Source organism: Lelliottia amnigena (genome assembly GCF_019047465.1).
GTDB lineage: Bacteria > Pseudomonadota > Gammaproteobacteria > Enterobacterales > Enterobacteriaceae > Enterobacter > Enterobacter amnigenus.
This window is the reverse complement of record NZ_CP077236.1, coordinates 2,006,055-2,032,825: the sequence shown is the minus strand read 5'-3', so window position 1 is coordinate 2,032,825 and position 26,771 is coordinate 2,006,055. Positions and strand designations below refer to the sequence as shown.

The 26,771-nt window shown below is 51.2% G+C and carries 21 protein-coding genes; 9 read left to right on the top strand and 12 right to left on the bottom strand.

Annotated elements, in window-relative coordinates; translation table 11 throughout:
• Nucleotides 1-82: 82 nt before the first annotated feature.
• Entirely contained in the window at nucleotides 83-388 is a 306-nt protein-coding gene (locus I6L74_RS09520) for a YsaB family lipoprotein (protein WP_059180433.1), read from the bottom strand.
• A 184-nt stretch (nucleotides 389-572) separates the two neighbouring features.
• Here I6L74_RS09520 and I6L74_RS09515 point away from each other — a divergent pair, with 184 nt between their 5' ends.
• A complete protein-coding gene (locus I6L74_RS09515; RefSeq protein WP_059180434.1) occupies nucleotides 573-1,568 on the top strand; it encodes an acyltransferase in 996 nt (331 codons plus the stop codon).
• Here the strand turns inward: I6L74_RS09515 and I6L74_RS09510 are convergent.
• The 4 genes from I6L74_RS09510 to xylA form a co-directional block, all read right to left on the bottom strand.
• A complete protein-coding gene (locus I6L74_RS09510) occupies nucleotides 1,561-2,481 on the bottom strand; it encodes a GlxA family transcriptional regulator (RefSeq protein ID WP_059180435.1) in 921 nt (306 codons plus the stop codon). The two genes, I6L74_RS09515 and I6L74_RS09510, sit on opposite strands and share 8 nt — an antisense overlap.
• A complete protein-coding gene (locus tag I6L74_RS09505; protein ID WP_059180436.1) occupies nucleotides 2,481-3,020 on the bottom strand; it encodes an isochorismatase family protein in 540 nt (179 codons plus the stop codon). The genes I6L74_RS09510 and I6L74_RS09505 overlap by 1 nt, the downstream gene beginning before the upstream one ends.
• 104 nt (nucleotides 3,021-3,124) lie before the next feature.
• Nucleotides 3,125-4,579: a xylulokinase gene (gene xylB / locus I6L74_RS09500; RefSeq protein ID WP_059180437.1), complete on the bottom strand. Its 1,455-nt coding sequence runs from the start codon at nucleotides 4,577-4,579 to the stop codon at nucleotides 3,125-3,127.
• 52 nt (nucleotides 4,580-4,631) lie between these two features.
• Nucleotides 4,632-5,954 carry a xylose isomerase gene (xylA, locus tag I6L74_RS09495; RefSeq protein ID WP_011915422.1) on the bottom strand — a complete coding sequence of 441 codons (1,323 nt, stop codon included), beginning with the start codon at nucleotides 5,952-5,954 and terminating at the stop codon, nucleotides 4,632-4,634.
• Nucleotides 5,955-6,331: 377 nt separating this feature from the next.
• Between xylA and xylF the strand changes: the two genes are divergently transcribed.
• The 4 genes from xylF (at nucleotide 6,332) to xylR (ending at nucleotide 11,303) form a co-directional block, all read left to right on the top strand.
• On the top strand, nucleotides 6,332-7,324 hold the full coding sequence (gene xylF / locus I6L74_RS09490) for a D-xylose ABC transporter substrate-binding protein (protein ID WP_059180438.1): 993 nt from the start codon (nucleotides 6,332-6,334) through the stop codon (nucleotides 7,322-7,324).
• Nucleotides 7,325-7,396: 72 nt separating this feature from the next.
• Entirely contained in the window at nucleotides 7,397-8,938 is a 1,542-nt protein-coding gene (locus I6L74_RS09485) for a xylose ABC transporter ATP-binding protein (protein WP_059180439.1), read from the top strand.
• Nucleotides 8,916-10,097, top strand: a complete 1,182-nt coding sequence (gene xylH / locus I6L74_RS09480) for a xylose ABC transporter permease XylH (protein WP_059180440.1) — start codon at nucleotides 8,916-8,918, stop codon at nucleotides 10,095-10,097. Before I6L74_RS09485 ends, xylH begins: the two co-directional genes overlap by 23 nt.
• A 27-nt stretch (nucleotides 10,098-10,124) precedes the next feature.
• Nucleotides 10,125-11,303: a D-xylose utilization transcriptional activator XylR gene (gene xylR / locus I6L74_RS09475; protein ID WP_059180441.1), complete on the top strand. Its 1,179-nt coding sequence runs from the start codon at nucleotides 10,125-10,127 to the stop codon at nucleotides 11,301-11,303.
• 59 nt (nucleotides 11,304-11,362) lie between these two features.
• On the opposite strand, the gene I6L74_RS09470 is transcribed toward xylR, so the two are convergent.
• Nucleotides 11,363-12,199, bottom strand: coding sequence for a protein bax (locus tag I6L74_RS09470; protein WP_059180442.1), 837 nt, complete (start codon nucleotides 12,197-12,199; stop codon nucleotides 11,363-11,365).
• 314 nt (nucleotides 12,200-12,513) lie between these two features.
• Here I6L74_RS09470 and I6L74_RS09465 point away from each other — a divergent pair, with 314 nt between their 5' ends.
• Together I6L74_RS09465 and avtA are read left to right on the top strand one after the other, a co-directional pair.
• Nucleotides 12,514-14,544, top strand: coding sequence for an alpha-amylase (locus tag I6L74_RS09465; RefSeq protein WP_059180443.1), 2,031 nt, complete (start codon nucleotides 12,514-12,516; stop codon nucleotides 14,542-14,544).
• 173 nt (nucleotides 14,545-14,717) lie between these two features.
• Nucleotides 14,718-15,968, top strand: coding sequence for a valine--pyruvate transaminase (gene avtA, locus I6L74_RS09460; protein ID WP_059180444.1), 1,251 nt, complete (start codon nucleotides 14,718-14,720; stop codon nucleotides 15,966-15,968).
• 471 nt (nucleotides 15,969-16,439) lie between these two features.
• Here the strand turns inward: avtA and I6L74_RS09455 are convergent, their stop codons facing one another.
• Entirely contained in the window at nucleotides 16,440-16,901 is a 462-nt protein-coding gene (locus tag I6L74_RS09455; RefSeq protein ID WP_072241972.1) for a 4Fe-4S dicluster domain-containing protein, read from the bottom strand.
• A 431-nt stretch (nucleotides 16,902-17,332) separates the two neighbouring features.
• On the opposite strand from I6L74_RS09455, the gene I6L74_RS09450 reads away from it, so the two are divergent.
• Nucleotides 17,333-18,409, top strand: a complete 1,077-nt coding sequence (locus tag I6L74_RS09450; protein ID WP_059180445.1) for a type I restriction endonuclease — start codon at nucleotides 17,333-17,335, stop codon at nucleotides 18,407-18,409.
• A 305-nt stretch (nucleotides 18,410-18,714) separates the two neighbouring features.
• On the opposite strand, the gene I6L74_RS09445 is transcribed toward I6L74_RS09450, so the two are convergent.
• The gene (locus tag I6L74_RS09445) at nucleotides 18,715-19,455 is read right to left on the bottom strand and encodes a MipA/OmpV family protein (protein WP_059180446.1); all 741 of its coding nucleotides are present in this window, start codon (nucleotides 19,453-19,455) and stop codon (nucleotides 18,715-18,717) included.
• Nucleotides 19,456-19,572: 117 nt separating this feature from the next.
• Here I6L74_RS09445 and I6L74_RS09440 point away from each other — a divergent pair, with 117 nt between their 5' ends.
• Nucleotides 19,573-20,535, top strand: a complete 963-nt coding sequence (locus tag I6L74_RS09440; RefSeq protein ID WP_059180447.1) for a LysR family transcriptional regulator — start codon at nucleotides 19,573-19,575, stop codon at nucleotides 20,533-20,535.
• Here I6L74_RS09440 and exaC read toward each other — a convergent pair.
• The 4 genes from exaC to selA all read right to left on the bottom strand — a co-directional run bounded on the left by exaC (nucleotide 20,532) and on the right by selA (nucleotide 26,714).
• Nucleotides 20,532-22,070 (bottom strand): acetaldehyde dehydrogenase ExaC, encoded by a 1,539-nt coding sequence (exaC, locus tag I6L74_RS09435; RefSeq protein ID WP_059180448.1) that lies wholly within the window; start codon nucleotides 22,068-22,070, stop codon nucleotides 20,532-20,534. The two genes, I6L74_RS09440 and exaC, sit on opposite strands and share 4 nt — an antisense overlap.
• Before the next feature lie 92 nt (nucleotides 22,071-22,162).
• On the bottom strand, nucleotides 22,163-23,314 hold the full coding sequence (yiaY, locus tag I6L74_RS09430) for an L-threonine dehydrogenase (protein WP_059180449.1): 1,152 nt from the start codon (nucleotides 23,312-23,314) through the stop codon (nucleotides 22,163-22,165).
• A 152-nt stretch (nucleotides 23,315-23,466) separates the two neighbouring features.
• Complete coding sequence (selB, locus tag I6L74_RS09425) at nucleotides 23,467-25,332, bottom strand: selenocysteine-specific translation elongation factor (protein ID WP_059180450.1); 1,866 nt, start codon at nucleotides 25,330-25,332, stop codon at nucleotides 23,467-23,469.
• Nucleotides 25,329-26,714, bottom strand: a complete 1,386-nt coding sequence (gene selA, locus I6L74_RS09420) for an L-seryl-tRNA(Sec) selenium transferase (RefSeq protein ID WP_059180451.1) — start codon at nucleotides 26,712-26,714, stop codon at nucleotides 25,329-25,331. The genes selB and selA overlap by 4 nt, the downstream gene beginning before the upstream one ends.
• Nucleotides 26,715-26,771: the final 57 nt, after the last annotated feature.

The following is a 26,771-nucleotide window of genomic DNA, read 5'->3' as shown; positions in this document are numbered from 1 at the left end:
AACGGGTTTGTTTAGGGAAAATTGGGAAATAAGGCGTCAAGCCAGTGCAGCAAGCGCACTGGTCAGCAAGAACGCAGGCGCGTTAACGCATAGAGAGATGTAAAAACTGCCCTTCCGCATCAAAAGAACAGACAAAGCTCTCTTTACGCGTGGTATACCCACGCATTTCATAGCTGCCCTGAAATTGCTCGAACCCGGTCACGTCAATTTTTTGCGCGCCCGTGTTGTACCGATGTGCTGCCTGGTCCTTGCACAATTGCTCCATATTTAATGAGCGTTCTGGGCTGACTTTACTTTTTTGCGCTCTTTGCGCCGGTGCTTCTTCTTGTGAACCACATCCTGCAAGCATAACAATCACAATCAGTGACGCAGCACGCTTCATCATCATTTTTATTACCGCCGTGGTTTCTGGCTGTTATTTTTAATCGTAAAGCTTTTATAGCTGATCGACCCGCATTCTGCGAATAGCGCGATGTTCACACAAGTCCGATAATTCAAACTCAGATTTATCCAGTGAGAGGCTGGAACACAATACGAGTCAGAACATATTTACCGCATAAACAGAGGAACTGATGCAGTCAAAAATTAACTGGATTGATAATTTGCGAGGAATAGCCTGTTTGATGGTCGTGATGATTCACACCACCACCTGGTATATCACTAATGCCCACAGTATCAGCCCGGTAAACTGGGACGTCGCGAATATTCTGAACTCGGCGTCCCGCGTCAGCGTTCCGCTGTTTTTCATGATTTCTGGTTTTCTCTTCTTTGGCGAGCGCAGCGCGCAGCCGCGTCATTTTTTGCGCATCGGGCTTTGTTTGCTGTTTTACAGTGCCATTGCGCTCCTCTATATCACCCTTTTTACATCAATCAACGGCGAACTGTCGCTCAGAAATTTACTGCAAAAGCCCGTTTTCTATCACCTGTGGTTTTTCTTCGCCATCGTCGTGATTTATCTGGTCTCACCGCTGATTCAGGTAAAAAACGTGGGGGGTAAAATGCTGTTGGCGCTCATGATCGTCATTGGCGTACTCGCCAACCCGAATACTGTCTCGCAAAAGATAGGCGGTTTTGAGTGGCTGCCCATAAACCTTTATATCAATGGTGACACCTTTTACTACGTGATTTACGGCCTGCTCGGGCGCGCAATCGGCATGATGGACACGCGCAAATCATGGCTGACGTGGCTCTGTGCCGCACTATTTATCACCGCAGTTTTTGTGATTTCTCGTGGGACATTACATGAGTTGCGCTGGCGTGGGAATTTTGCCGATACCTGGTATGTGTACTGCGGTCCAATGGTGTTTATCTGCGCGGTTTCTCTGCTCACGCTGGTCAAGAACACGTTAAACGCGCGACCACTCCCGGTGCTGGGGTTGATTTCACGTCATTCGCTGGGGATTTACGGTTTTCACGCGCTGGTGATCCACGCCCTGCGCACGCGAGGTGTTGAGTTTAAAAGCTGGCCGCTGTTGGACATCGTATGGATTTTCACCGCTACATTACTGATTAGCTTGCTCCTGTCGATGCTGTTACAGCGAGTCGATACGCGCCGCTTTGTCAGCTAACGATACGCTGTCTGGCGCGATGAAACTGACGCGGTGACGAAAATCCCGCAGCCGTGGCCGCGTGTTCAACGCCGCGTCCTTGCACTAGCCACTGCTCAGCAACCGCCAGCCGCAGCTGTTCAAGATAATCGCGCACGCTAATGCCTAAATGTGCCTGAAAAAGTCGGGTTAAATGGCGTGGGCTAACGTGCGCGAGATCCGCGATATCAGACAGTTGCCAGCCCTTTTGCGGCTCCGCCGTCAGCGCATCTTGCGCACGATGAATGGCCGGATGCAGATGATTGCGGTAACGCAGCCACGGCGAAAGCTGCGGATCGTCTCCTGAACGCCGGAACCAAACCACCATTTCGCGCGCCACCGCCAGGGCCTTTTCTGGCCCACACAGGCGGTTAATCATATGCAACGCCAGATCGATTCCCGACGTAATACCCGCGCTGGTCCAGATGTTTTGGTCCTGCACAAAAATACGATTCTCTTTGACCAATGCGCCTGGCGCTGCGGCACGAAGACGGCCAATGACGTCGTGGTGGGTGGTGCACTGTTTACCATCAAGCAGACCTGATTTCGCCGCCAGCAGCGCGCCGGAGCAGACGCACATCACGGTAATATGATGCCGATGGATCTCGGGCTGCAGGCGCATCAGCCAATGCTGAATGCTTAGCGCCTGAGGTGTGGAAAACTGATGGCTGGAATCGCTGACGCCCGACAAAATCAGCAGGCTCCCCGCTGGCAGAGCTTCCGGTAACGGTTTGATACCGCTCATCGTCAGGCCAATAGATGTCGGCACTTCTGGTTGCGGGCCAACGAAATGCAGGCGAAACGCATCGCCCGCCAGCGCAAAGGTTTCGGCCGGGCCGGTCATGTCCAACGACAACACTCCCGGCAACATCACAAACCAGACATCGGTACTCATCAAAGTGACTCCAGCGTCTCCGCTACGGTTTTGATTTCAGCAAAACGCCCATCCAGCACCGTTTCAGTACGATGGCGAAGGTCATCGGTATCCAGCGTAATGCCCTTGTGCGTCATCGGGAATGTCAGCGTGGCTTCACTGACAAAAGTGACGGCATAGCCTAAATCGGACGCGACTCGCGCCGTGGTTTCGCAGCACTGTTCAGTCCGAAGACCGCAAATGATCAGGTGATTAATATCCCGCTCACGCAGCCAATGATCAAGGCCGGTATCGGTAAAGGCATTATGGACATGTTTTTGGAAAACTACCGCAGGCTGATGACGTAAAAAGGACATTGGCTCAACGAAACCGCTTTCCAATGAGAACGGCCCGGTATCGTCTACGTGAAAGATATCAACAACGGGGATGCCATGAGATTCACAACCTTCGATAAGCCCCAGCATCGCCTGCTGGAACTCAGCGAAACCTTTTTCCTGCCAGTATTCACGGTGATGAAATGACTGCTGAGTATCGATGTTGATTAACGCGGTACGTGACATGGTGATTCTCCTCGCCAGTGGGTGTAACCCTATACTGACGAGGAGACGCACGGACGAGAAGACCAAAAAAGGACATCCTCACGCCGCATCGGGACAACGTGGGATCACGACATCAATGGCCGAAGCTGCTGATAGATTTTGCGGAACACGTCGCGCTGTTGAGCGTAATGCGCATGACGCACGGAATCCGGGTGATGCTCTTGCTCCAGCGGTAATTGTGGCAACAGCTGTGCGAGCGGTTTTGCTGGATTCATTGCAATTTGCGCCAGACGCGCGGCCCCCAACGCGGGCCCCACATCGCCACCGGTGCGGTAGTCCAGCTGTAATCCACTGATATCGGCCAACATCTGCCGCCAGTAGCTGCTGCGCGCGCCGCCGCCAATCAGCGTAATGCTGTGGGGCTTCAGTCCGCAATCGTGCACCACATCCATGCCATCTGCTAACGCAAAACCCACGCCTTCCAGCACTGCGCGCGCCAGTTCCGCCGGACCGTGCTGATGCGTTAAGCCAAAGAAAACGCCTTTCGCCTGCGGGTTGTTGTGCGGGGTACGTTCGCCCGAAAGATACGGCAGAAACCAGACGGCACCTGCACTTTCATCAGCCTGTTGTGCAGCGGCGATCAGCGCCGGTACATCGCCAAAACCCGTGAGCTTCGCAGCCCAATCCAGGCATGAAGCGGCACTCAACATCACCGACATCAAATGCCATTTACCCGGTAACGCATGGCAGAAGCTGTGAACGGCATTTTCCGGATTGCTGCGATAACCGTCGCTCACGGCAAAATAGACGCCCGATGTACCCAGCGATAACATTGCCTGACCGGCATCAACCATTCCAACGCCGACGGCACCCGCCGCATTATCCCCGCCACCCGCAACAAGCGGCACCGCGGGCATATTCCAGCGCTCGGCAAGAGACGATTGTAATGTTCCCGTCATTTCACTGCCTTCGAAAAGGGCAGGCATATGCTGACGCGTAAGCTGACAGGCGGCGAGCATCGCTTCACTCCAGTCGCGCTGAGCAACATCCAGCCACATGGTGCCTGCCGCGTCCGACATATCGCTGGCAAAGTCACCGGTCATACGAAAACGCAGATAATCTTTTGGCAGAAGCACTTTTGCGACCTGACGGAAAATCTCAGGCTCATGACGTTGCACCCACAGCAGTTTTGGCGCAGTGAAGCCCGGCATCATCAGGTTGCCGGTGATCTCGCGAGAAGTCGGCACGCGTTCTTCGAGAATGGCGCACTCTTCAGCGCAGCGACCGTCGTTCCACAAAATCGCCGGGCGCAGAACGCGATGCTCTTTATCCAGCAGCGTCGCGCCGTGCATTTGCCCGGCAATGCCCAGCGCTTTCACATTCCGTAAGCTGTGCTGTTCGCCCAGTGCTTTTATCGCGCGATCCGTCGCTTGCCACCACTCTTCAGGATCCTGCTCAGACCATAGCGGGTGTGGGCGCGAGACGTGCAGCTTTTCAGTTTGCGTAGCCAACACATCGCCCTGTTCGTTTAACAGTATGGCTTTCACACCCGACGTGCCAAGATCAATCCCGATATACATGCGGTGACTCCTTAAAAGAGAAGCCCGGTAAGGGGGTACCGGGCAATGCTGATTACTTATCGAACAGGTAGTGATTCACCAGGTTTTCAAGCAGTTCCTGATGACCGCTCTGATGGCTCGGTGCCAGGCTGTGCTGTTCAGCGTACTTCGCTATCTCAGCAAGCGATAACTGGCCTTTCAAAATTTGCTGGCCCAGCTCACTGTTCCAGCCGGCATACCGCTTCGCAACGCGTTTATCCAGCTCGCCATCTTCAATCATGCGGGCCGCCACTTTCAGCGCCAGCGCCATGGTGTCCATTGCGCCAATATGTCCATAGAACAGATCGTATTTATCGGTACTTTGACGGCGTACTTTGGCGTCAAAGTTCAGGCCGCCAGTGGTAAAGCCGCCCGCTTTGATAATTTCGTACATCACCAGCGCATTTTCTTCGACACTGATTGGGAACTGGTCAGTATCCCAGCCCAACTGCGGATCGCCACGGTTGGCATCGACAGAGCCAAAGATACCTAGCGCGATAGCAGACGCAATTTCGTGATGGAAAGAGTGCCCCGCCAGCGTCGCATGGTTCGCTTCAATATTCACTTTGATCTCTTTTTCCAGACCAAATTGTTTGAGGAAGCCGTAGACGGTCGCCACGTCATAATCGTACTGATGTTTAGTCGGTTCCTGCGGTTTAGGCTCAATGAGCAACGTGCCACGGAAACCAATTTTGTGTTTGTGCTCCACCACCATCTGCATGAAGCGGCCGATTTGTTCACGCTCCTGGCGCAGATCGGTATTAAGCAGGGTTTCGTAGCCTTCGCGGCCACCCCACAGAACATAGTTTTCACCGCCGAGTTTGTGCGTGGCATTCATCGCGGTCACGACCTGCGTTGCCGCCCAGCTGAACACTTCTGGATCCGGATTGGTCGCCGCACCCGCGCCGTAGCGAGGATTGGTAAAGCAGTTCGCCGTGCCCCACAGCAGTTTGACGCCGCTTTGCTGTTGTTTTTCTCCCAGGTAATCGACCATCTGCGCAAAGTTATTCAGATACTCTTTCAGCGAGGCGCCTTCCGGGGAAACATCGACATCGTGGAAGCAGTAATACGGCACATTCAGCTTGTGGAAGAATTCAAACGCGACATCCGCTTTGCGCTTCGCCAGCTCCAGCGCTTCGCCGGGTTGCTGCCACGGACGGTCAAAAGAGCCTACGCCGAACATATCCGCACCGTTCCAGCAGAAGGTATGCCAGTAGCAGGCAGCAAAACGCAGGTGATCTTCCATGCGCTTACCCAGCACCAGCTCGTCGGGATTGTAATGACGAAATGCGAGAGGATTAGTGGATTTCGGGCCTTCGTAACGAACACGATCGAGTTGGTCGAAATAAGCTTGCATATTTAACTCCATAATCAAGAGGTGCGGCGAATAACCGATACTGAAACTAATAGTGAATATTCATTGTGATTTGCTCAATTACGTTATTTCACACTGGTATTGAGAGAATGCTCAAACGTGCGCTGGCTCCCAAAAAAAATAATACGCAAGCAAACGATTCCTCAGCGATTATTCCAGAATGTTGTGTAATGAATAAGTTATGCATTTTAAAATCAGATCACGGTCATAAATTCGCAAATAAACCAAATATCGTAATGGGAAGATAAAAATCTGTAATTGCTAGTTTGTCGCTCCCCGTTAAGAATTTGCTGCGTATCTGACAAGAATCATCCTTTTCTCTCTGAATCTCTACCCTACAGAAAAAGGTAATAATAATTATGAAGATAAGAAACCTGTGCCTTACAATCTGCGCTTCGCTGCTGCTGACAAGCGTTGCGAGCCATGCAAAAGAAGTCAAAATCGGAATGGCTATCGACGATCTGCGTCTTGAGCGCTGGCAAAAAGATCGCGATATTTTTGTTAAAAAAGCAGAATCTCTTGGCGCAACTGTTTTTGTTCAGTCGGCTAACGGCAATGAAGAAACACAAATGTCGCAAATCGAAAATATGATTAACCGCGGCGTTGATGTGCTGGTTATTATTCCTTACAACGGTCAAGTGTTAAGTAATGTTGTGAAAGAAGCCAAACAAGAAGGCATTAAAGTTTTGGCGTATGACCGTATGATTAATAATGCCGATATCGATTTTTATATTTCCTTTGATAACGAAAAAGTCGGTGAAATTCAGGCGCAAAGTCTGATCAAAAAAGTGCCTGAAGGGAATTACTTCCTAATGGGTGGCTCACCTGTTGATAACAACGCCAAATTGTTCCGCGAAGGGCAAATGAAAGTGCTCAAGCCGTATATTGATGACGGCAAAATTAAAATCGTAGGCGACCAATGGGCTGACGGCTGGCTGCCAGAAAACGCCCTCAAAATTATGGAAAACGCTTTAACCGCTAACAACAACAAAATTGATGCAGTCGTCGCGTCAAACGATGCAACAGCCGGTGGGGCAATTCAGGCCCTTAGCGCACAAGGCCTGGCAGGTAAAGTCGCTATCTCAGGACAAGATGCCGACTTGGCTGGCGTAAAACGTATTCTTAATGGCACCCAAACCATGACGGTATATAAGCCGATCACTGAACTCGCCAATACGGCAGCTGAAATTGCCGTTGAGTTGGGTAATGGTCAACAGCCAAAGGCAGATTCCTCATTAAATAACGGTCTGAAAGACGTCCCCGCCCGTCTGTTGACGCCGATTGAAGTCACCAAAGACAACATTGATGCCACCGTTGTGAAAGACGGTTTCCACAGTAAGAGCCAATTGTAATCCAGCTATGCCCCTGTTCTGCAGGGGCATGCCGACTTGTACGGGTATTCCTTCGGGTCTTGTGGAGCAGTTATGTCTTATCTACTGGAAATGAAAAGCATCACCAAAGCTTTTGGCGCGGTGAAAGCCGTCGACAATGTAAGCCTGCGCTTGAATCCCGGCGAAATCGTCTCGCTGTGTGGTGAAAATGGCTCTGGAAAATCCACGCTGATGAAAGTGCTGTGCGGTATCTATCCGCACGGAAGTTACGAGGGCGAAATCGTCTTTGCCGGAGAGACGCTACAGGCGACTCATATTCGCGATACCGAGCGGAAAGGTATTGCCATCATTCACCAGGAACTCGCGCTGGTGAAGAATTTAACCGTGCTGGAGAATATTTTTCTCGGCGCTGAGCTTTCGCGTCACGGGGTGCTGGATTACGACACCATGACGCTGCGTTGTGAAAAACTGCTGGCGCAGGTCAGCCTTGCTATCTCACCCGACACGCGTGTTGGCGATTTGGGGTTAGGCCAGCAACAGCTCGTTGAAATCGCCAAAGCTCTCAATAAGCAGGTGCGCCTGTTGATTCTTGATGAGCCGACCGCATCCCTTACTGAACAGGAAACCGCGGTGCTGTTAAACATCATCCGCGACCTGCAAAACCACGGCATCGCCTGCGTTTATATTTCGCACAAGCTGAACGAGGTTAAAGCGATATCGGACACCATCTGTGTTATCCGCGACGGACAGCACATTGGCACCCGCGACGCAGCAGGTATGAGCGAAGATGACATTATCACAATGATGGTGGGCCGCGAACTCACCGCCCTTTATCCGAACGAACCCCACGCCACGGGTGATGAAATATTACGCGTTGAAAATCTCACCGCCTGGCATCCGGTCAATCGCCATATTAAACGCGTTAACGATGTCTCTTTCTCACTGCGACGTGGGGAAATCCTCGGGATTGCGGGGCTGGTCGGCGCCGGGCGTACCGAAGCCGTGCAGTGTCTATTCGGCGTATGGCCCGGACGCTGGGAGGGCAAAATTTTTATCGACGGCCAACCGGTGCAGATCGCTAACTGTCAGCAGGCGATTGCGCTCGGTATTGCGATGGTGCCGGAAGACCGTAAAAAAGACGGCATCGTGCCGGTAATGGCTGTCGGCAAAAATATCACGCTGGCCGCGCTTGATCAGTTTTCCGGTCCGCTGAGCAGCCTGGACGATGCTGCCGAACAGCAATGTATTCTCCAGTCCCTCGCCCGCCTCAAGGTCAAAACCTCTTCGCCCGAGCTGGCGATTGGCCGACTGAGCGGCGGCAATCAGCAAAAAGCCATTCTGGCCCGCTGTCTGCTGCTCAATCCTCGCATCCTGATTCTTGACGAACCCACTCGCGGGATCGATATCGGTGCGAAATACGAAATCTACAAACTGATTAACCAGCTTGTACAGCAGGGCATTGCCGTCATTGTGATTTCGTCTGAGCTACCTGAAGTTCTCGGCCTGAGCGATCGCGTTCTTGTGATGCACGAAGGCAAACTGAAAGCCAATTTGAACAACCAAAACCTGACGCAAGAACAGGTGATGGAAGCCGCCCTGAGGAGCGAACGCCATGTCGAAAAGCAACCCGTCTGATCTTAAAGTCCCTGTTCACACACCCGGTGTGTTTTCGGGGCTCAAGGCGCTCAATTTACAGGTTTTCGTCATGATCGCGGCCATTATCGCCATCATGCTGTTCTTCACCTGGATGACCGACGGCTCATATTTGAGCGCGCGTAACATCTCTAACCTGCTGCGCCAGACCGCTATCACTGGCATTCTGGCCGTCGGCATGGTCTTCGTCATTATCTCTGCGGAGATTGACCTCTCAGTGGGCTCGATGATGGGACTGCTGGGTGGCGTTGCCGCCATCTTTGACGTCTGGTTAGGCTGGCCGTTACCGCTCACCATCGTCGTAACGCTTGTGCTGGGTCTGCTGCTCGGCACCTGGAACGGCTGGTGGGTCGCGTACCGCAAAGTACCGTCCTTTATCGTCACCCTCGCGGGGATGCTGGCATTTCGCGGGATTCTGATTGGGATTACCAATGGCACAACCGTATCCCCCACCAGCGCGTCCATGTCGCAAATTGGGCAAAGCTACCTCTCTGACGGTCTTGGCTTTACGTTCGGTGCCATCGGTCTCATGGCGTTTATCGCCTGGCAATGGCGTGCGCGGATGCGCCGTGAAGCGCTGGGACTGGCCGCACCCGCATCAACTTCTGTCGTCGGACGCCAGGCATTAACGGCGGTCATTGTGCTGGGCGCGATCTGGTTGCTGAATGATTATCGTGGGGTGCCAACGCCCGTGTTGATACTGACGCTGCTGTTACTGGCAGGTATGTTTATGGCCACTCGCACTGCTTTTGGTCGCCGTATCTACGCCATCGGCGGCAACATCGAAGCGGCACGTCTGTCAGGTATTAACGTCGAACGGACTAAACTGGCGGTGTTTGCGATCAATGGCCTGATGGTAGCGATTGCTGGGCTCATTCTGAGTTCACGTTTGGGTGCCGGTTCGCCGTCAGCCGGGAATATCGCCGAACTGGATGCCATCGCAGCCTGTGTCATTGGTGGAACCAGCCTCGCAGGCGGGATCGGTAGCGTTGCCGGCGCCGTGATGGGCGCATTTATTATGGCGTCGCTGGATAACGGAATGAGTATGATGGACGTGCCGACCTTCTGGCAGTATATCGTTAAGGGCGCCATCCTGTTGTTGGCGGTCTGGATGGACTCCGCAACCAAGCGACGGGCCTGAGAATCACAAATTTGGGAAAGATAAGCCATGTTTGAGAAGCGTCACCGCATTACGTTGTTATTCAATGCCAACAAAGCCTATGACCGCCAGGTCGTGGAGGGCGTGGGTGAATATTTGCAGGCGTCGCAATCCGAATGGGACATCTTCATAGAAGAAGATTTTCGTGCCAGCATCGAGACAATTAAAGACTGGTTAGGTGACGGGGTTATCGCAGATTTTGATGACCCCGATATCCAAAAAATGCTTGTCGATGTCGACGTCCCCATTGTGGGCGTCGGCGGTTCTTACCACTTGCCCGAAAAATATCCGCCGGTACATTACATCGCGACCGATAACTACGCGCTGGTCGAAAGCGCGTTTTTGCATTTAAAAGAAAAAGGCGTTCACCGCTTTGCCTTTTATGGTTTGCCAGCGTCCAGCGGTAAGCGATGGGCGATGGAGCGCGAACACGCTTTTTGTCAGATTGTGGCCCAGGAAAAGTATCGTGGCGTCGTTTATCAAGGGCTGGAGACCGCACCTGAAAACTGGCAACACGCGCAAAACCGTCTGGCCGACTGGCTGCAAACGTTGCCACCGCAAACGGGTATTATTGCGGTCACAGACGCGCGTGCGCGTCATGTCCTCCAGGTATGCGACCATTTGCACATTCCGGTTCCTGAAAAACTGTGCGTCATTGGCATCGATAACGAAGAGCTTACTCGTTATTTGTCACGCGTCGCTCTGTCATCGGTTGCGCAGGGAACGCGTCAGATGGGCTATCAGGCCGCGAAATTACTTCACCGATTGCTGGATAACGAAACCCTGCCGCTGCAGCGTCTGCTGGTGCCACCTGTCCGCGTGGTGGAACGACGCTCTACCGATTACCGCTCTTTAAACGATCCTGCGGTGATTCAGGCGATGCACTACATCCGTAACCATGCCTGCAAGGGAATCAAAGTGGATCAGGTGCTGGATGCCGTGGGCATTTCTCGCTCAAATCTGGAGAAGCGTTTTAAAGAAGAGGTCGGGGAAACGATTCATGCGGTCATTCACGCCGAGAAACTGGAAAAAGCCCGCAGCCTGTTAGTGTCGACGTCGCTGTCGATCAACGAGATTTCGCAGATGTGCGGCTATCCATCGTTACAGTATTTCTATTCGGTGTTTAAAAAAGATTATGACACCACGCCGAAAGAGTATCGGGAGCGGTACAGCGAGGTGCTGATTTAGCGCTGGCTGAGTAAAGAAAAAGGCCTTCCGATGGAAGGCCTTTTTTATGGATTACGGGATTACATATGGGCGGCGATCAAACGCTGATTATCCTGGTACATCGCAAACAAGTAATTGTTGTAGCTCTGTCCTTGAGTGGAATAACCTTTCAGCTTGTGAATCATCGTGCTCGCCGTCACTTCCTGATCGGCTTTACGCAGCTGAGCGCGTGATTTACGGAATGAAGCGTACGCCGGATGCGTGTTCAGATTCACCACGTAGGCATTCACTGAATCTTTCACCGATTCGAACTGCGAATACCCTTTCACCTTGCCAGGCGCGTTGGTACAGCGGCCTTTGGTGCACTTCATGCCGAAGAGATTATTGTTGGTGCGGGCCAGTTTTGATGTCCCCCAACCACTCTCCGCAGCAGCCATTGTCGCCACCATGCTGCCTGGAATAATGTCTACGCGTTCAAGCAGTGAGTTCCACGGAACACGACGTGTATTACCGTTCCAGCTCACATTGTAGCGTTTAGCGATCTCTTTCAGACGCGTACGCTCGGTCGGCGACCAGCGGCTAGCGTACTGTTTTGAGATCAACCAGTTACGATCTGCGGTAATCGCAGAATTTTGGCTTGTAATATAAGGCATTACCGTCCGGAGAAACGCTTTTTTTCTTGGTGTCCCGGAAGGGTATTTTCGCAAATCAGGCAGTGAACTACTCTTAACACTATTGCGAGAATACTCTTTCTTACTGCTAACCTTACTCTTACTGCTTGTTGTCGTCGTCTTTATGACGTGGGCTTTCTTACTCGTTGTATCCGTGTGCGTTTTAGCAAGCACCTCACCTGAAAAAGTCACGGTGAGCAACATGAGTATCGTAGCCCCAAATCGTCGTATGGGAGTCGATATCATTAGGTCTCCTGGTCGGATATTTATGTTCCAACCCTTTATTTTTTTCACAAAATTGAGAGCGGAATCTCAAATCATAGCAAAAATAACCTTTAAGAGCATCCAAAGAAATAGTCTAATTCCGAAACTATGTCACCTGAAACTTGCTCATATAAGCATCATTCCTGCAAATTTGTGTGCGATATCGCAGATAACAGCCTAATTTTGCGCGAGATCACTCATCCTTGCCCCTCCACCTGAAAGATCGCGTCTGGGGATGAGTCCTGCACATACGCCTGGTGGCACACTGGTTAAAATTGCCACAACAGGAAAAAGGAATGAAACGCTCCGCTTTAGCCCTCTTGCTCTTACCCGCGATGGCAAACGCTGGCTGGTCATCCCCGGATTTCTCTACGTTTAAAGCAGAAGGAACCGGACTTTTCACAGGCCATGCAACGCTCGCGAAGGGTACGCGTCCTCTTACGCTCAGTTTTGACAATGCGTGCTGGCAGCCAACCGAAGCCGTAAAACTCAACGAAATGCTCTCGCTTAAACCGTGCGAAGGAACCCCACCGCAATGGCGCTTATTCCGCGAAGGGGATTACCAAATGCGCATTGATACGCGCTCTGGCACACCTACGCTGATGCTTACCGTGCAAAGTGTAACCGACAAACCTGTCACGGACGTCACTCGACAATGTCCTAAATGGGACGGCAAGCCCCTCACCCTTGACGTAACGAATACGTTCCCGGAAGGCTCCGTCGTACGAGACTTCTACAGCAAGCAAACCGCTATGGTGCAGCAAGGTAAAATCACACTTCAGCCTGCAGCCAACAGCAATGGCCTACTGCTGCTTGAGCGCGCCGAAACTGAAAAAACAGCGCCCTTTAGCTGGCAAAACGCCACCGTTTATTTCGTCCTGACGGATCGTTTTGTAAACGGGGATCCGTCAAACGACAACAGCTATGGCCGACACAAAGACGGCATGCAGGAGATTGGGACTTTCCACGGCGGCGATCTCAAAGGGCTCACCACTAAACTGGATTATTTGCAAAATCTGGGCGTCAACGCGCTCTGGATAAGCTCGCCGTTAGAGCAAATTCATGGCTGGGTCGGCGGCGGAACCAAGGGCGATTTCCCACATTACGCCTATCACGGCTACTACACGCAGGACTGGACACGACTCGACGCGAACATGGGCCAGGAGGACGATTTACGCCATCTGGTCGACGAGGCACACAAGCGCGGGATACGCATTCTTTTTGATGTGGTCATGAATCACACCGGCTACGCCACCCTTGCGGATATGCAGGAATATCAGTTCGGCGCGTTGTATGTCCAGGGTGATGAATTGAAAAAAACGCTGGGCGAGCGCTGGACCGACTGGAAGCCAGGCGCGGGGCAAAGCTGGCACAGCTTTAATGATTACATTAATTTTAGCGACAAAGCGGGATGGGAAAACTGGTGGGGTAAAAAATGGATCCGCACCGACATTGGCGATTACGACAACCCCGGTTTCGATGATCTGACCATGTCGCTGGCCTTCTTACCCGATCTCAAAACGGAATCCGCTGCGCCTTCCGGTCTGCCTAATTTCTATCGGCATAAGCCGGACACGCACGCCAAAGCCATCGCTGGTTATACCCCACGCGATTATTTAACTCATTGGCTGAGTCAATGGGTTCGCGATTACGGCATCGATGGTTTTCGCGTGGATACCGCTAAACATGTTGAAATGGCGGGCTGGCAACAGCTGAAAGAACAGGCTACTGCGGCGCTGAAAGACTGGAAAACAGCCAATCCGGAGCAAAAGCTCGATGACGCTCCGTTCTGGATGACCGGCGAATCCTGGGGTCATGGCGTGATGCAAAGCGACTATTATCGCCATGGTTTCGACGCCATGATCAATTTTGATTATCAGGAACAGGCAGCAAAAGCGGTGGATTGTCTGGCTGATATGGACCTGACCTGGCAACAAATGGCCGAAAAACTGCAGGGTTTCAACGTCCTGAGCTATCTCTCCTCTCACGACACGCGCTTGTTCCGCGAAGGTGGCCAACGTGCAGCCGAACTGCTGCTGCTCGCGCCAGGTGCCGTACAACTCTACTATGGCGACGAATCTGAACGCCCGTTTGGCCCGACCGGTTCCGATCCGCTTCAGGGGACACGCTCCGATATGAACTGGCAAGCGGTGTCGGGCAGCCAGGCGCAAACGGTCGCTCACTGGCAAATATTGGGGCAGTTCCGCGCCCGTCATCCGGCCATTGGCGCAGGCACTCAAACCACGCTATCCATGAAGCAGGGCTACGGTTTTACCCGTCAACACCAGACCGACAAAGTGATGGTGGTGTGGGCGGGAAATCAGTAAACCGCTCCGTCTCCGCTCCCCAAAAGAGCGGAGACCCACCTGGAATAATCAACCACCCAACCAGAAATCCATAGCACAAAACAATAATCCGCTTCGCCTTTCACGATTTGCACCTGCGCATTTGTAGCGTTATGGTGGCGCACTCTTAGAATAAGTACGATAGATCACCTGCTATGACCTTTTCACTGTTCGGCGATAAATTCACCCGCCATTCAGGCATTACCCGCCTGATGGAGGATCTCAACGACGGCCTGCGCACACCGGGCGCCATCATGCTCGGCGGCGGAAACCCGGCGCAAATCCCGGCCATGAATGAATATTTTCAGGACCTGCTGACGGAGATGATGCAAAACGGCAAAGCCGCTGATGCACTTTGCAATTATGACGGCCCGCAGGGAAAAACCGAGCTGCTGTCGCTTCTGGCAAATATGCTGCGCGATGAACTGGGTTGGGATATCGAACCACAGAATATTGCACTGACAAATGGCAGCCAGAGCGCATTTTTCTACTTGTTTAATCTTTTCGCAGGACGACGCGCAGACGGTACGACCCGGAAAGTGCTTTTCCCACTGACCCCTGAATACATTGGCTATGCCGATTCCGGGCTGGAAGAGGACCTGTTTGTCTCAGCACGCCCCAATATAGAGTTGCTGCCGGAAGGACAGTTCAAGTATCACGTCGATTTTGAACATTTGCACATTGGTGAAGAGACCGGCATGATTTGTGTGTCGCGACCGACCAACCCAACGGGCAACGTCATCACAGACGAAGAGCTGATGAAGCTGGATGTGTTGGCGAATCAGCACGGCATTCCGCTGGTGATCGATAATGCTTATGGCGTGCCATTCCCGGGCATTATCTTTAGCGAAGCGCGCCCGCTGTGGAATCCGAATATCGTCCTTTGCATGAGCCTGTCTAAACTTGGCCTGCCGGGCAGCCGCTGCGGCATTATTATTGCCAATGAAAAAATCATCTCCGCTATTACCAACATGAACGGGATTATTAGCCTCGCACCTGGTGGTATTGGCCCAGCAATGATGAGTGAAATGATCAAGCGTAACGATCTGCTGCGCCTGTCAAATGATGTGATTAAGCCGTTCTACTATCAGCGCGTTCACGAAACGATTGCGACAATTCGCCGCTATCTTCCCGAAGATCGTTGCCTTATTCATAAACCCGAAGGAGCCATTTTCCTTTGGTTATGGTTTAAAGATCTGCCGATTTCAACCGAACTGCTGTATCAGCGCCTGAAAAAACGCGGCGTATTGATGGTGCCCGGCGATTACTTTTTCCCTGGGCTGGATAAGCCATGGCCGCACACTCACCAGTGCATGCGCATGAATTACGTCCCGGACCCAGAAAAGATCGAGGCCGGTGTTAAAATTCTTGCTGAAGAAATTGAAATCGCCTGGAGCGAAAAGTAGTAGCACATAAATAAGGCGCTTCAACTGGAGTGCCTTATTTTTTGTGGTCTCATATTGAAAATAAAATATTCTAATCCTAGAACACCTTATCTCCATGATTAATTTAATAAATGGTCGATTTTATTTACATTGCATCGATCAAATAATGCTTTTGAAAAATGACGATTATTCCCACAAGCGTATCCCTTTTATTTTTCCAACAATATATTTATTTTTCTACCCGTTGATATTGTTATAGGCCGTAACCAACCCAAAAAATAAAAATATGCTCGCTGATACGCCGCTCGGCGTTTTATTAAGTGATGCTACCTAATAACGTCAACCGAAGCAGCGTTATTACTGTCGCGGTCCTGCTCGCATTTTCTCTTTCTGCCTACAGTGGAAGCGGCGCGTCCGGCCGGCAACATTCCGTCAGACAGCAGCAACCGCGACTGGCGCTACAGCCTAACGCTGACGTGGAATTTCAATAACTTACTGTAATCTCTCAGAACGCAGTTGGGCGACGTCGACACAAGAGAGCGCATGTGTTGGGCAGGCCTCTACGCAGGCAGGTCCTTGCGTCCTGTGATGACATAAATCACATTTGATCGCCTGTGCACGGTGGTGATTCACCACGACCCGCAACGCGCCAAACGGACACGCGATCATGCAGCTTTTACATCCAATACACTGGCGCTGATCCACCGCTATTCTGCCCTGCTCACGCCGAATGGCACCCGTTGGGCAAACATTGCCACATGGCGCATCTTCACAGTGATGGCAGGTCACGGCCGTCGAAAAGGTATCCCCTTTCACCACCTGGATTCGCGGGAGAAAAGCCTCTGCTGAAAGCTGCGCGCAGTCCTGTTCTTGCTGATGTGCCACGACGCAGGCCACCTCACACGTGCGGCAGCCGATGCATTTTTCCGAATTCGCCACGATAAACCGGTTCATCCCCTACTCCGCGCAACAGGTAAAAAAACCAGAGTGCCCGAAAAGCACGACAGGGTGCTTTGATCCTAAACGGGGAAGGCATCAGATTTGTGGTTTCTGCCATCCTTTACGGTCGTTTGCCAGAGATTTAATTGAGCACTGTGATGTTAATCATTTCAATTATGTGGAAATAATCACAGTAGCGGCACAGTCCACAGCCCGCCCAGTCAAGGTTATAAAGAGATTTAGGCGATACATTCTGCATGGTGATCATCTACATATATAACATTATTTATGTATCTATCTTTGTAAGTACATTTTTATTGTTAATTCGTAATTGTGATCATTGCCTCGGAATCATTTATTAAAACTAAAACATCAGGACACCTTATTGAAAAAAATAAAATTTAATGATATCTCATTTATCACACAACTAATCTTGAGGTTTTAGAATGGACTTTACTGAGAGACTCAACGTTTTATCTGTTAAAATAAAACAACAACTCAATGCTATTACTACTGAAGAAGCAACAAAAACAGCATTTGTTATGCCATTTATTCATAACGTTCTCGGTTATGATGTTTTTGATCCTTCCGAGGTTACCCCTGAATTTGTTTGTGATGTGGGAACAAAAAAAGGTGAGAAGATTGATTATGCGATAATTAAAAACAATGAGGTACAAATACTTATAGAATGCAAAAAAATAGGAGAACCCCTGAATATTAATCATGCCTCACAGTTATTTAGATACTTCCATGTTACTAATGCACGAATATCCATTTTGACTAATGGACAAATCTACCGCTTTTATACGGACTTGGATGCGCCGAATAAAATGGATGAGAAACCTTTTTTAGAAATTGATCTATTAGATATTGATGAAAACATTATCCCTGAGTTAAATAAACTCACTAAAGCTTCTTTTGACCTTGAGTCAATAATAAATGCAGCAGGCGAGTTAAAATACGTCAGCCAAATTAAGAAAATCATTCACACACAACTAAACAATCCAGAAGATGATTTTGTAAAATTTTTTGCCTCAAGGGTATATGATGGAATATTGACGCAAAAAGTGAGAGAGTCTTTCCTAAATCTAACAAAAAAAGCTGCAAGCCAATATATTAACGATCAGATTAACGAAAGATTGAAATCAGCTATCACTGGAATTCCGTCGATTAGCTCAGAGCCACAAAGTGAAGCATTACCTGAAGACGAAGACACTCAAAAAGATGATAGCGATGTGGTCACAACTCTCGAGGAACTTGAGGGGTATCATGTAGTCAAAGCGATCACAAGGACTGTATTGGATGCATCTCGAATTACTCAACGTGACACAAAAAGTTACTTTGGCATACTTGTTGATGATAATAATCGCAAGCCAATCTGCCGACTGCACTTTAACAGATCGCAAAAATACATAGGGTTATTTGATATAGAGAAAAATGAGACACGTCATCCTATAGGCACGGTAGATGACATCTATTCTTTTGCAGATATTTTAAAAGCTACTGCCAGCTTGTATATATAGTAAGGAAATTAAGTAACATTTCCCAAACTACTCATTTTGAATGATGTTTTCGGCGTCAGAAAGGCTAATACGCTTTATATTATCTTTCCGCTGCCTTGAGATTCGTAAACGTCCACTTTCATCAGTACAGAATCCCAATTAATGTAAACAAAACTAGATATGAGCATTCAACAGACCTCTTAAGCCAACTTAATAAACCCGGTGGCGCTAAACATACCCAGGCTGTATTTCACAGGCCGGGTAGGTACAGCACCACCGGGTAGAGTGTGGGGTTGCCCTCATCCTTGAGGGCAAATGCAGGGGGCTTAGAAACGCCAGCTCAAGCCAGTCATCAGCGCGAGACTGTCTTGCTTGTCAATCATTGGGCTGTTCTTCACGTCGTCAGGTAATACGGTATAGGCGGCGCTGGCATTCAGGATAAGGGTATCCGTCAGCTCATATTTGGCAACCAGAGCCACGTATGGGTTCCAGCTATCTCCGGCGGAGTAGCGTTCCATGCCGCTGCGGCGTGACTCTTTACCAGAAACACCGTAGTAGTAATCGTTGAAGCTTTCGTCATAATACAGAACGCCAACCGATGGAATCAGAGTCAGGTAGTCCATGCGAATCGGCTTGAAATACGATATTTCGCCGACCACACCACCGCTTTCATCCATGGCGTCCGCCGCGACAGCAAACTTCATGCTGCCCCATTTTTCATGACGGTAATAAGCACCTCCCAGCATCGCAGAGGCTTTACGTTCATCGAGTTTTGCCATGGCGTGGTCGTCATTGTCATCCGGATCGAAGTGCAGTGGCATCCATGAAGCCGTCAGGCTTAATTCATTTTTGCTATCTTTCCAGAATGTCCAACCCGCCGTAAATTGACGCACATAGAAATTATCGCCTTCATAACTGATTAAAGGAATTGCTAAAACTTTCTCGTTATATCCTTTATAAGCCGATTCATTAAATACCGCCCCCGCACCCAGTGAAAAATCACTGGCCATGGCTGAAGATGCAGAAAATAATGCCGCGACGATAAGTAAATTCTTTTTGATATTCATTCCCTGTAATCCATTAAATGCCAAATAGCAGGCGAATAATAATGGTTACAAATTTATCTATGCAATGGCGCAAATAGTATAATATTATATACAAAATCATATAAATGGCTTTTCACGATGAATGATTTACAGATTAAACTGCGTGAGTTAAAGATCATTTCCGTCATTGCTGCAACACACAGTATCGGAGATGCCGCCGCCCTGTTAGGCATGGCGCAGGCAAATGTCAGTAAATATCTTTCCGATTTTGAAATGCGTGTTGGGCTGAAAGTATTCGAACGGACAACGCGACAGCTGGCGCTGACTCAGTTCGGGGAAGCGCTGGTGCCCTATGTCAATGCTTCACTGGATAAAAATAGCCAACTCATTAATTTTATTGCCGATTACAAACACGAAAAGAGCGGCCGCGTAACAATTTATGCCCCTACCGGAATCATCACCTATCTTGCGCGTCACGTCGTACATGAGATTGAAGATATAGGGGATATTCATCTCGCGTTGAAAACCTACAATCTTGATCGCAACGAATTTGCCGAAGGCGTGTCCTTTCCGGATGATTGCGATATATTAATTACCTATGCACAACCTAAAGACGAAAATTTAGTGGCCAGCGTACTGACAAAATATTCTGTGACCGCGTTCGCCACTGAAGCCTATTTAAAGCAACATCCCATTCAAGGACCAGATGATTTAATTCATCACTCCTGTATTTTGATTGATTCAATGCTGGTCGATGATGCAAATATTTGGCGATTTTGCGTTTATGACAGCAATGAAATACGCGACTACAAAGTTACCGGAAATTATATTTGTGATAATACGCAAACAGCGTTGGAATTAGCGCGTAATAATTTAGGTATTGTCTTCGCGCCGAAAGAAAGCCTGCAGCAGGAGATCAATAAAGGAACGCTGATTCCCTGCTTTCCGCATCGGGAGGAGTGGTGGCTCGATCTAACCGCCATTTTCCGTAAGCGAGAGTATCAACCGTGGCGTGTCCAGTACGTGCTTGACGGCGTTCTAAACAGCTTACGCAAGCATATTTCTCAGGCCGTCCAGGGACGGCCTTCACCAGATAATTAGAACAATCCCAGCGGCTTATCAGAATAGCTGACCAGCAGACATTTCGTTTGCTGGTAATGATTCAGCATCATCTTATGCGTTTCGCGCCCAATTCCCGACTGCTTATATCCGCCAAACGCGGCATGGGCCGGATAGGCGTGATAGCAGTTTGTCCAGACGCGTCCGGCCTGAATTCCGCGCCCCATTTTATACGCCAGATTGCCGTTGCGGCTCCAGACGCCTGCACCAAGGCCATATTGCGTATCGTTGGCCAACTCCAGCGCATCCTCCATGGTTTTAAACGTTGTCACTGCCAGCACCGGACCGAATATTTCCTCCTGGAAAACGCGCATATCATTTTTGCCAAACAGAATGGTTGGTTCGAGGTAAAAGCCATCTTTCAGATCGCCTTCAAGCATTTTTCGACGCCCACCCGTCAGAATATCTGCGCCCTCTTTTTTACCGATATCAATGTAATTGAGGATAGTCTCAAGCTGCCCCTGAGAAACTTGCGCCCCCATCTGCGTGACGCTGTCCAGAGGATTACCGCTGCGGATAGATTCCACCCGACGAATAGCCCGTTCCATAAAGCGTTCATAAATAGATTCCTGCACCAGCGCACGGCTTGGACAGGTGCACACCTCGCCCTGGTTAAAGGCAAACAGCGCAAACCCTTCCAGCGCTTTGTCGAAGAAAGCGTCCTCTTCATCCATGACATCGGCAAAGAAAATGTTCGGCGATTTACCACCCAACTCCAGCGTGACCGGAATGATATTTTGAGTCGCATACTGCATGATCTGTTGGCCCACTTCCGTGGAGCCAGTGAACGCGACTTTCGCGATACGCTTAGACGTCGCCAGATATTCACCGATTTCGCCGCCCGCCCCGTTCACAACGTTAATCACGCCCGGCGGAACCAGGTCGCCGATGATTTCCATCAGCAGCAATACGGACAGCGGCGTTAAGCGCGCCGGTTTGAGGATCACACAGTTGCCCGCCGCCAGCGCGGGTGCCATTTTCCAGCTTGCCATCAGCAGCGGGAAGTTCCACGGAATAATCTGCCCCACGACACCCAGCGGCTCGTGGAAGTGGTAGGCAACCGTTTCACTGTCAACTTCGCTGATTCCCCCTTCCTGAGCACGAATACAGGAGGCAAAATAACGGAAGTGGTCGATAGCCAGCGGGACGTCCGCGCCGGTGGTTTCGCGGATCGGTTTGCCGTTATCCCAGGTTTCAGCCGCTGCCAGCAGCTCGAGGTTTTGCTCCATCCGATCGGCAATTTTCAACAGAATGGCGGCGCGATCCTGAACCGAGGTATGTCCCCACTTCTCTTTCGCTTTATGCGCCGCATCCAGCGCCAGATCGATATCTTTTTTGCCTGAACTGGCGATTTCGCACAGCGGTTGCCCAGTGACAGGCGTTAGGTTTGAGTAATATTCGCCGTCGACGGGAGCAACCCAGCCGCCGCCTATGAAGTTGTCGTAACGGGGTTTTAACTTGAGGGGATAACCATACTCGCCAGGCTGCAAACGCGTTGAGGGAGGATTATTCGTCATGACCGTCTCCTTGCTGTTGATGTCTAACAAGGGTAGTCACGACTGGCGATTTTTTCGCCAGCCGCTTACAGCTTTACGACAGGAATCACGGATTACATCGCCGCACGATAAATCGTCATAATTTCATCATGCGTGGCCTGGACTGGATTAGTAAATCCACAGGCGTCTTTTAGCGCGTTGGTCGCCAGAATCGGGAAGTCCGCTTCCTTCACGTTGAGGTCACGCAGTCCCGCCGGGATATTCACCTGACGCGCCAGAGAGCGAATCTCTGCGATACACGCCTGTGCGCCCTGTTCTGCTGTCATTTGACTGACATCAACACCCATCGCCTGGGCGCAATCACGCAGGCGCGAGGCCGCCACTTTACAGTTAAACGTCTGCACGTGTGGCAACAGTATCGCATTGCACACGCCGTGCGGCAGATCGTAAAAACCGCCCAGCTGATGCGCCATTGCATGCACATACCCGAGAGACGCATTGTTAAATGCCATACCCGCGAGGAATTGCGCGTAGGCCATTGCTTCACGGGCGGCAGCGCTGCTGCCGTCTTCTACCGCGTGCGCCAGGTTCTCGGCGATCATCGTCATTGCTTTTAATGCGCAAGCGTCGGTAATTGGCGTGGCTGCCGTGGAAACATAAGCTTCTATCGCGTGGGTCAACGCATCCATGCCGGTTGCGGCCGTCAGGGATTTCGGCATGCCAACCATCAGCGAAGAGTCATTCACGGACAAAACAGGCGTGACATGTTTATCGACAATGGCCATTTTAATATGACGCACTTCATCGGTAATGATGCAGAAACGGGTCATTTCGGATGCTGTACCCGCAGTGGTATTAATCGCAATCATGGGTAACTGCGGTTTTGCCGAGCGATCGACGCCCTCATAGTCACGAATATCCCCACCGTTTGCCGCGACCAGCGCAATGCCTTTCGCGCAATCATGTGGAGAACCACCGCCGAGCGAAATAACGCAATCACAGCTATTTTCTTTTAATATTTTCAGCCCTGCAGCGACATTAGCAGTGGTTGGATTAGGGTGCGTGCCATCAAATACAACGCTAACAATATCGCGTTCCTGAAGCGCGTTTTGAATATCGGCAACCATCCCCATTTTGTTTAAAACCGCGTCAGTCACAATCAGGGCGCGACGCCAGCCGTAATCGCGCATAGTATCCATTGCGCTAACTAATGAATCAGAGCCTATAATATTCACCGAAGGAATATAAAATACGGATGCTGCCATAGTAATACCTCGAAGGTGTTAGAGTTCAAGGCAGAATACAAAAATGAGAATATAAAAACATGATCAGAACGGTAATATTGCGTAGATATTCGCAGGCTTTTTATTTTTAAGCCTGCGAAATATATTATTTAGTATATAAACTTATCTTTTTGTTAATTTGTATTATGGAATGATGTTATCTCAGGAAATAATAACGAATCCCGTAATAGATGATCATTACCACGACGACGCGTAAAACCAATCCGGTTAAAATATTCCAGAATTTGAATCGCCAGCTTACGCCCGACATTAAGCCGATCGCGGAAGTCAGCCGCACAGGTCGATCCCTTTTCCTGATCCAACTCGCGAATCAAATTGGCAAACGTCACGATCCGATCGTTGCGGTAGTAGCGATCTTTCACGATCGCGGTAATCAGACCCTGCTGCGCTGAATGGCGCAATACCTGGCGCATTAGCTGCTCGTCTGTCCCCGTTTTCTGGGCCAGATCGCGCACCCACCAGGGTTCATCACCAAATAACGGCGCCGCTTTTTGCCATATCGCGTCTTGTGCAGGCGTAAAGCCCGCTTTGTGGTCCGGCAGATGCAGCCAACCGTGGTGGCTTTGAATGACGCCGCTTTCACGCATCTTTTCAATCAACAGCAGAACCAGCGCGTCATCTTCCATCGGCAGAGCCATACGGCGCAGCCGTTCGCGCCCAGGCCCTGGCTCGTCCTGATGCTGTTCGTGATAAGTCGCAAGCGTTGTCAGCACTTTACGCTGCCAGCGCGCGGCGACCGTCGCATTCAGTAAATTATTACCCGCCTGAATAAAATCGGGCTGCTGCGACAATCGGTGCAGCCCGTCGTCACTCAGCTGGCGCGCCCAGGCAAAATCAGCAAGATTTACCGCACCACGCTCAAGATGAACCGACAGCGCAGCGCTATCATTCTCTGTCAGCGCGAGCGCCGTCAGCCATTGCAGATATTCAGCTTTACGTTTGCCGCGACGCGGTGGGTTTAACGTCACCACGCGTGCCCCCGCCAGCGTGGTCCGCGCGGAGATATCGCGCAGTACCAGTCGGTCATTATCAGCAAGCCAAAGCGGCGTATCGAATACCAGCTCTGCCAGATCGTTTTCCAGCAGAGAAACGCGGCCCGTAACGTGGCTGGCGGCATGGTGGATGTGCAGCGGCTGCCACTGCGTCAGCGGCACAGGAGTTTGCAGAGAAACAATCACGCGCTCGGACGGTTCCGGTGGGGCGTCTGACAGCAGCCAGTCGCCGCGGTTGAGCTGTTCTTTTTCGGCATCGCCCGCAATGTTCAGCGCGATACGCTGCCCGGCATGTGCCTGTTCAGATGGCTGATTCTGCGCGTGTAGACCCCGAACACGCATCGGTTTGTTGACGCCCGTCAGCCACAGGCTGTCCCCCACTTTCACTTCACCGCTCAGCGCCGTACCGGTGACGACCAGTCCAGCCCCTTTCACGGTAAAGGCGCGGTCAATCGCTAAACGGAAGCGATGATCGCGGGTTTGCTCACGCGAGGAAAGCTGCTGAAGATGTGCACGAAGTTCGTCGATTCCCCGCCCTTCTGTAGCGACCGTGACAAAAATGGGCGCATTGGCAAAACCGTATTCCTGTAATATCGCCTGAAGCTGTTGGCGTACTTCATCAATACGGCTCTCATCGACGCGATCCGCTTTCGTCAGCGCAACCGTGAGCTGCGGATTTCCGGTCAAGTGCAATATGGTCAGATGTTCGCACGTTTGCGCCATCACGCCGTCATCACAGGCCACCACCAGCAGTGCATGGTCGATTCCGCCAACGCCTGCCAGCATATTCGAGAGAAATTTCTCGTGCCCAGGGACATCGATAAAACCCAGCACCCGGCCATCAGGTTGCGGCCAGTAGGCATATCCCAGATCGATGGTCATGCCGCGTTTTTTCTCTTCGGGCAAGCGATCGGCATTCACACCCGTGATGGCCTGCAGCAGCGTGGTTTTCCCGTGGTCAACATGACCGGCAGTGGCAATAATCATTTCAGCAACATCTCCAGAAACTGTTCTTCATCTTCAAGGCAGCGCAGATCCAGCCACAGCCGCCCATCATAGATGCGGCCAATAATCGGCGTAGACAAGGCCCGCCAGCGAGATGACAGCGCTTCGAGCTGGCTACCGCGCCCGTCGCGAGGCGTAAACGTCAGCGCCGCACTCGGCAGGCGATCAACCGGTAACGATCCGCTGCCAATCTGCGACCGACAGGATTCGACATGCACATCAAACGCCACAAAATGCGCAGCGATTTTTGCGCGCAATAACTCGGCCTGAGCACGAATAGACGCCGCATCACGCGACAGCAATCGCAACGTGGGTAACCGTTCCGCCAGTTTTTCTGGATGGAGATACAGTTGCAGCGTGGCTTCAAGCGCCGCCAGCGTCATTTTATCGGCGCGAAGCGCGCGCTTTAGCGGATGCTGCTGTAGCTTTTCAATTAGCTCGCGTTTGCCAACGATAATGCCCGCCTGCGGACCGCCCAGCAGCTTATCGCCAGAAAAACTGACCAGGCTGACGCCTGCGGCGATCATCTCCTGCGGCATCGGCTCTTTCGGCAAGCCGTACAGACTGAGATCCACCAGCGAACCGCTGCCCAGATCGGCAATCACCGGCACGTTCAGCTCGCGGCCGATCTCTGCCAGTTCCGCCTCTTCAACGGTTTTGGTAAAGCCGTCAATCTGATAATTACTGGTGTGGACTTTCATCAACAGCGCGGTGTTTTCATTTACCGCAGCGCGATAGTCTTTCGCATGCGTCCGGTTTGTCGTCCCCACTTCATGCAGGGTGCAACCAGCCTGGCGCATCACATCCGGAATGCGAAACGCCCCGCCAATCTCCACTAGCTCACCGCGCGACACCACAACCTCTTTTCCGCTTGCGGTCGCCGCCAGCATCAGCAGCACTGCCGCCGCGTTGTTATTCACGACGCAGGCATCTTCCGCGCCCGTAATCTGGCACAGCAGATCCGCCAACGCCCGGTCGCGATGACCACGGCCTGCGCCATCCAGATCGTATTCCAGCGTCACGGGCGAACGCATCGCCTGGGTAACAGCCTCAATTGCCTCTTCAGCCTGCTGCGCGCGGCCTAAATTGGTGTGAAGTACGGTCCCAGTGAGATTAATGACCGGGCGCAATGCGCTCTGCGCTTTCGCCTTCAATCGCTTTTCTACCTCCAGCGGCCAGTCGGCACACCACTGCGGCAGTGCATTTTCAGCCTGAATATGCTGGCGAGCTTCATCCTGTAACACACGTAATAACGCGACGGCGCGAGTATGTCCGAACTGTTCAAGAAGGGGAGTGAAACGAGGATCACGCAGCAGGCGATCGGACGCAGGTATCTGGCTGTAGAGGGAATGATGAGTCGTCATTGTCATGCCTGGAAATGGGGTATTTATCCCCCTCCCGACGGGAGAGGGAGTCAATTT

Excerpts from the sequence above, each read along its gene's own strand:
- I6L74_RS09520 (WP_059180433.1), bottom strand. The coding sequence starts at position 388 with ATGATGATGAAGCGTGCTGCGTCACTGATTGTGATTGTTATGCTTGCA.
- I6L74_RS09515 (WP_059180434.1), top strand. The coding sequence starts at position 573 with ATGCAGTCAAAAATTAACTGGATTGATAATTTGCGAGGAATAGCCTGT.
- I6L74_RS09510 (WP_059180435.1), bottom strand. The coding sequence starts at position 2,481 with ATGAGTACCGATGTCTGGTTTGTGATGTTGCCGGGAGTGTTGTCGTTG.
- I6L74_RS09505 (WP_059180436.1), bottom strand. The coding sequence starts at position 3,020 with ATGTCACGTACCGCGTTAATCAACATCGATACTCAGCAGTCATTTCAT.
- xylB (WP_059180437.1), bottom strand. The coding sequence starts at position 4,579 with ATGTATATCGGGATTGATCTTGGCACGTCGGGTGTGAAAGCCATACTG.
- xylA (WP_011915422.1), bottom strand. The coding sequence starts at position 5,954 with ATGCAAGCTTATTTCGACCAACTCGATCGTGTTCGTTACGAAGGCCCG.
- xylF (WP_059180438.1), top strand. The coding sequence starts at position 6,332 with ATGAAGATAAGAAACCTGTGCCTTACAATCTGCGCTTCGCTGCTGCTG.
- I6L74_RS09485 (WP_059180439.1), top strand. The coding sequence starts at position 7,397 with ATGTCTTATCTACTGGAAATGAAAAGCATCACCAAAGCTTTTGGCGCG.
- xylH (WP_059180440.1), top strand. The coding sequence starts at position 8,916 with ATGTCGAAAAGCAACCCGTCTGATCTTAAAGTCCCTGTTCACACACCC.
- xylR (WP_059180441.1), top strand. The coding sequence starts at position 10,125 with ATGTTTGAGAAGCGTCACCGCATTACGTTGTTATTCAATGCCAACAAA.
- I6L74_RS09470 (WP_059180442.1), bottom strand. The coding sequence starts at position 12,199 with ATGATATCGACTCCCATACGACGATTTGGGGCTACGATACTCATGTTG.
- I6L74_RS09465 (WP_059180443.1), top strand. The coding sequence starts at position 12,514 with ATGAAACGCTCCGCTTTAGCCCTCTTGCTCTTACCCGCGATGGCAAAC.
- avtA (WP_059180444.1), top strand. The coding sequence starts at position 14,718 with ATGACCTTTTCACTGTTCGGCGATAAATTCACCCGCCATTCAGGCATT.
- I6L74_RS09455 (WP_072241972.1), bottom strand. The coding sequence starts at position 16,901 with ATGAACCGGTTTATCGTGGCGAATTCGGAAAAATGCATCGGCTGCCGC.
- I6L74_RS09450 (WP_059180445.1), top strand. The coding sequence starts at position 17,333 with ATGGACTTTACTGAGAGACTCAACGTTTTATCTGTTAAAATAAAACAA.
- I6L74_RS09445 (WP_059180446.1), bottom strand. The coding sequence starts at position 19,455 with ATGAATATCAAAAAGAATTTACTTATCGTCGCGGCATTATTTTCTGCA.
- I6L74_RS09440 (WP_059180447.1), top strand. The coding sequence starts at position 19,573 with ATGAATGATTTACAGATTAAACTGCGTGAGTTAAAGATCATTTCCGTC.
- exaC (WP_059180448.1), bottom strand. The coding sequence starts at position 22,070 with ATGACGAATAATCCTCCCTCAACGCGTTTGCAGCCTGGCGAGTATGGT.
- yiaY (WP_059180449.1), bottom strand. The coding sequence starts at position 23,314 with ATGGCAGCATCCGTATTTTATATTCCTTCGGTGAATATTATAGGCTCT.
- selB (WP_059180450.1), bottom strand. The coding sequence starts at position 25,332 with ATGATTATTGCCACTGCCGGTCATGTTGACCACGGGAAAACCACGCTG.
- selA (WP_059180451.1), bottom strand. The coding sequence starts at position 26,714 with ATGACGACTCATCATTCCCTCTACAGCCAGATACCTGCGTCCGATCGC.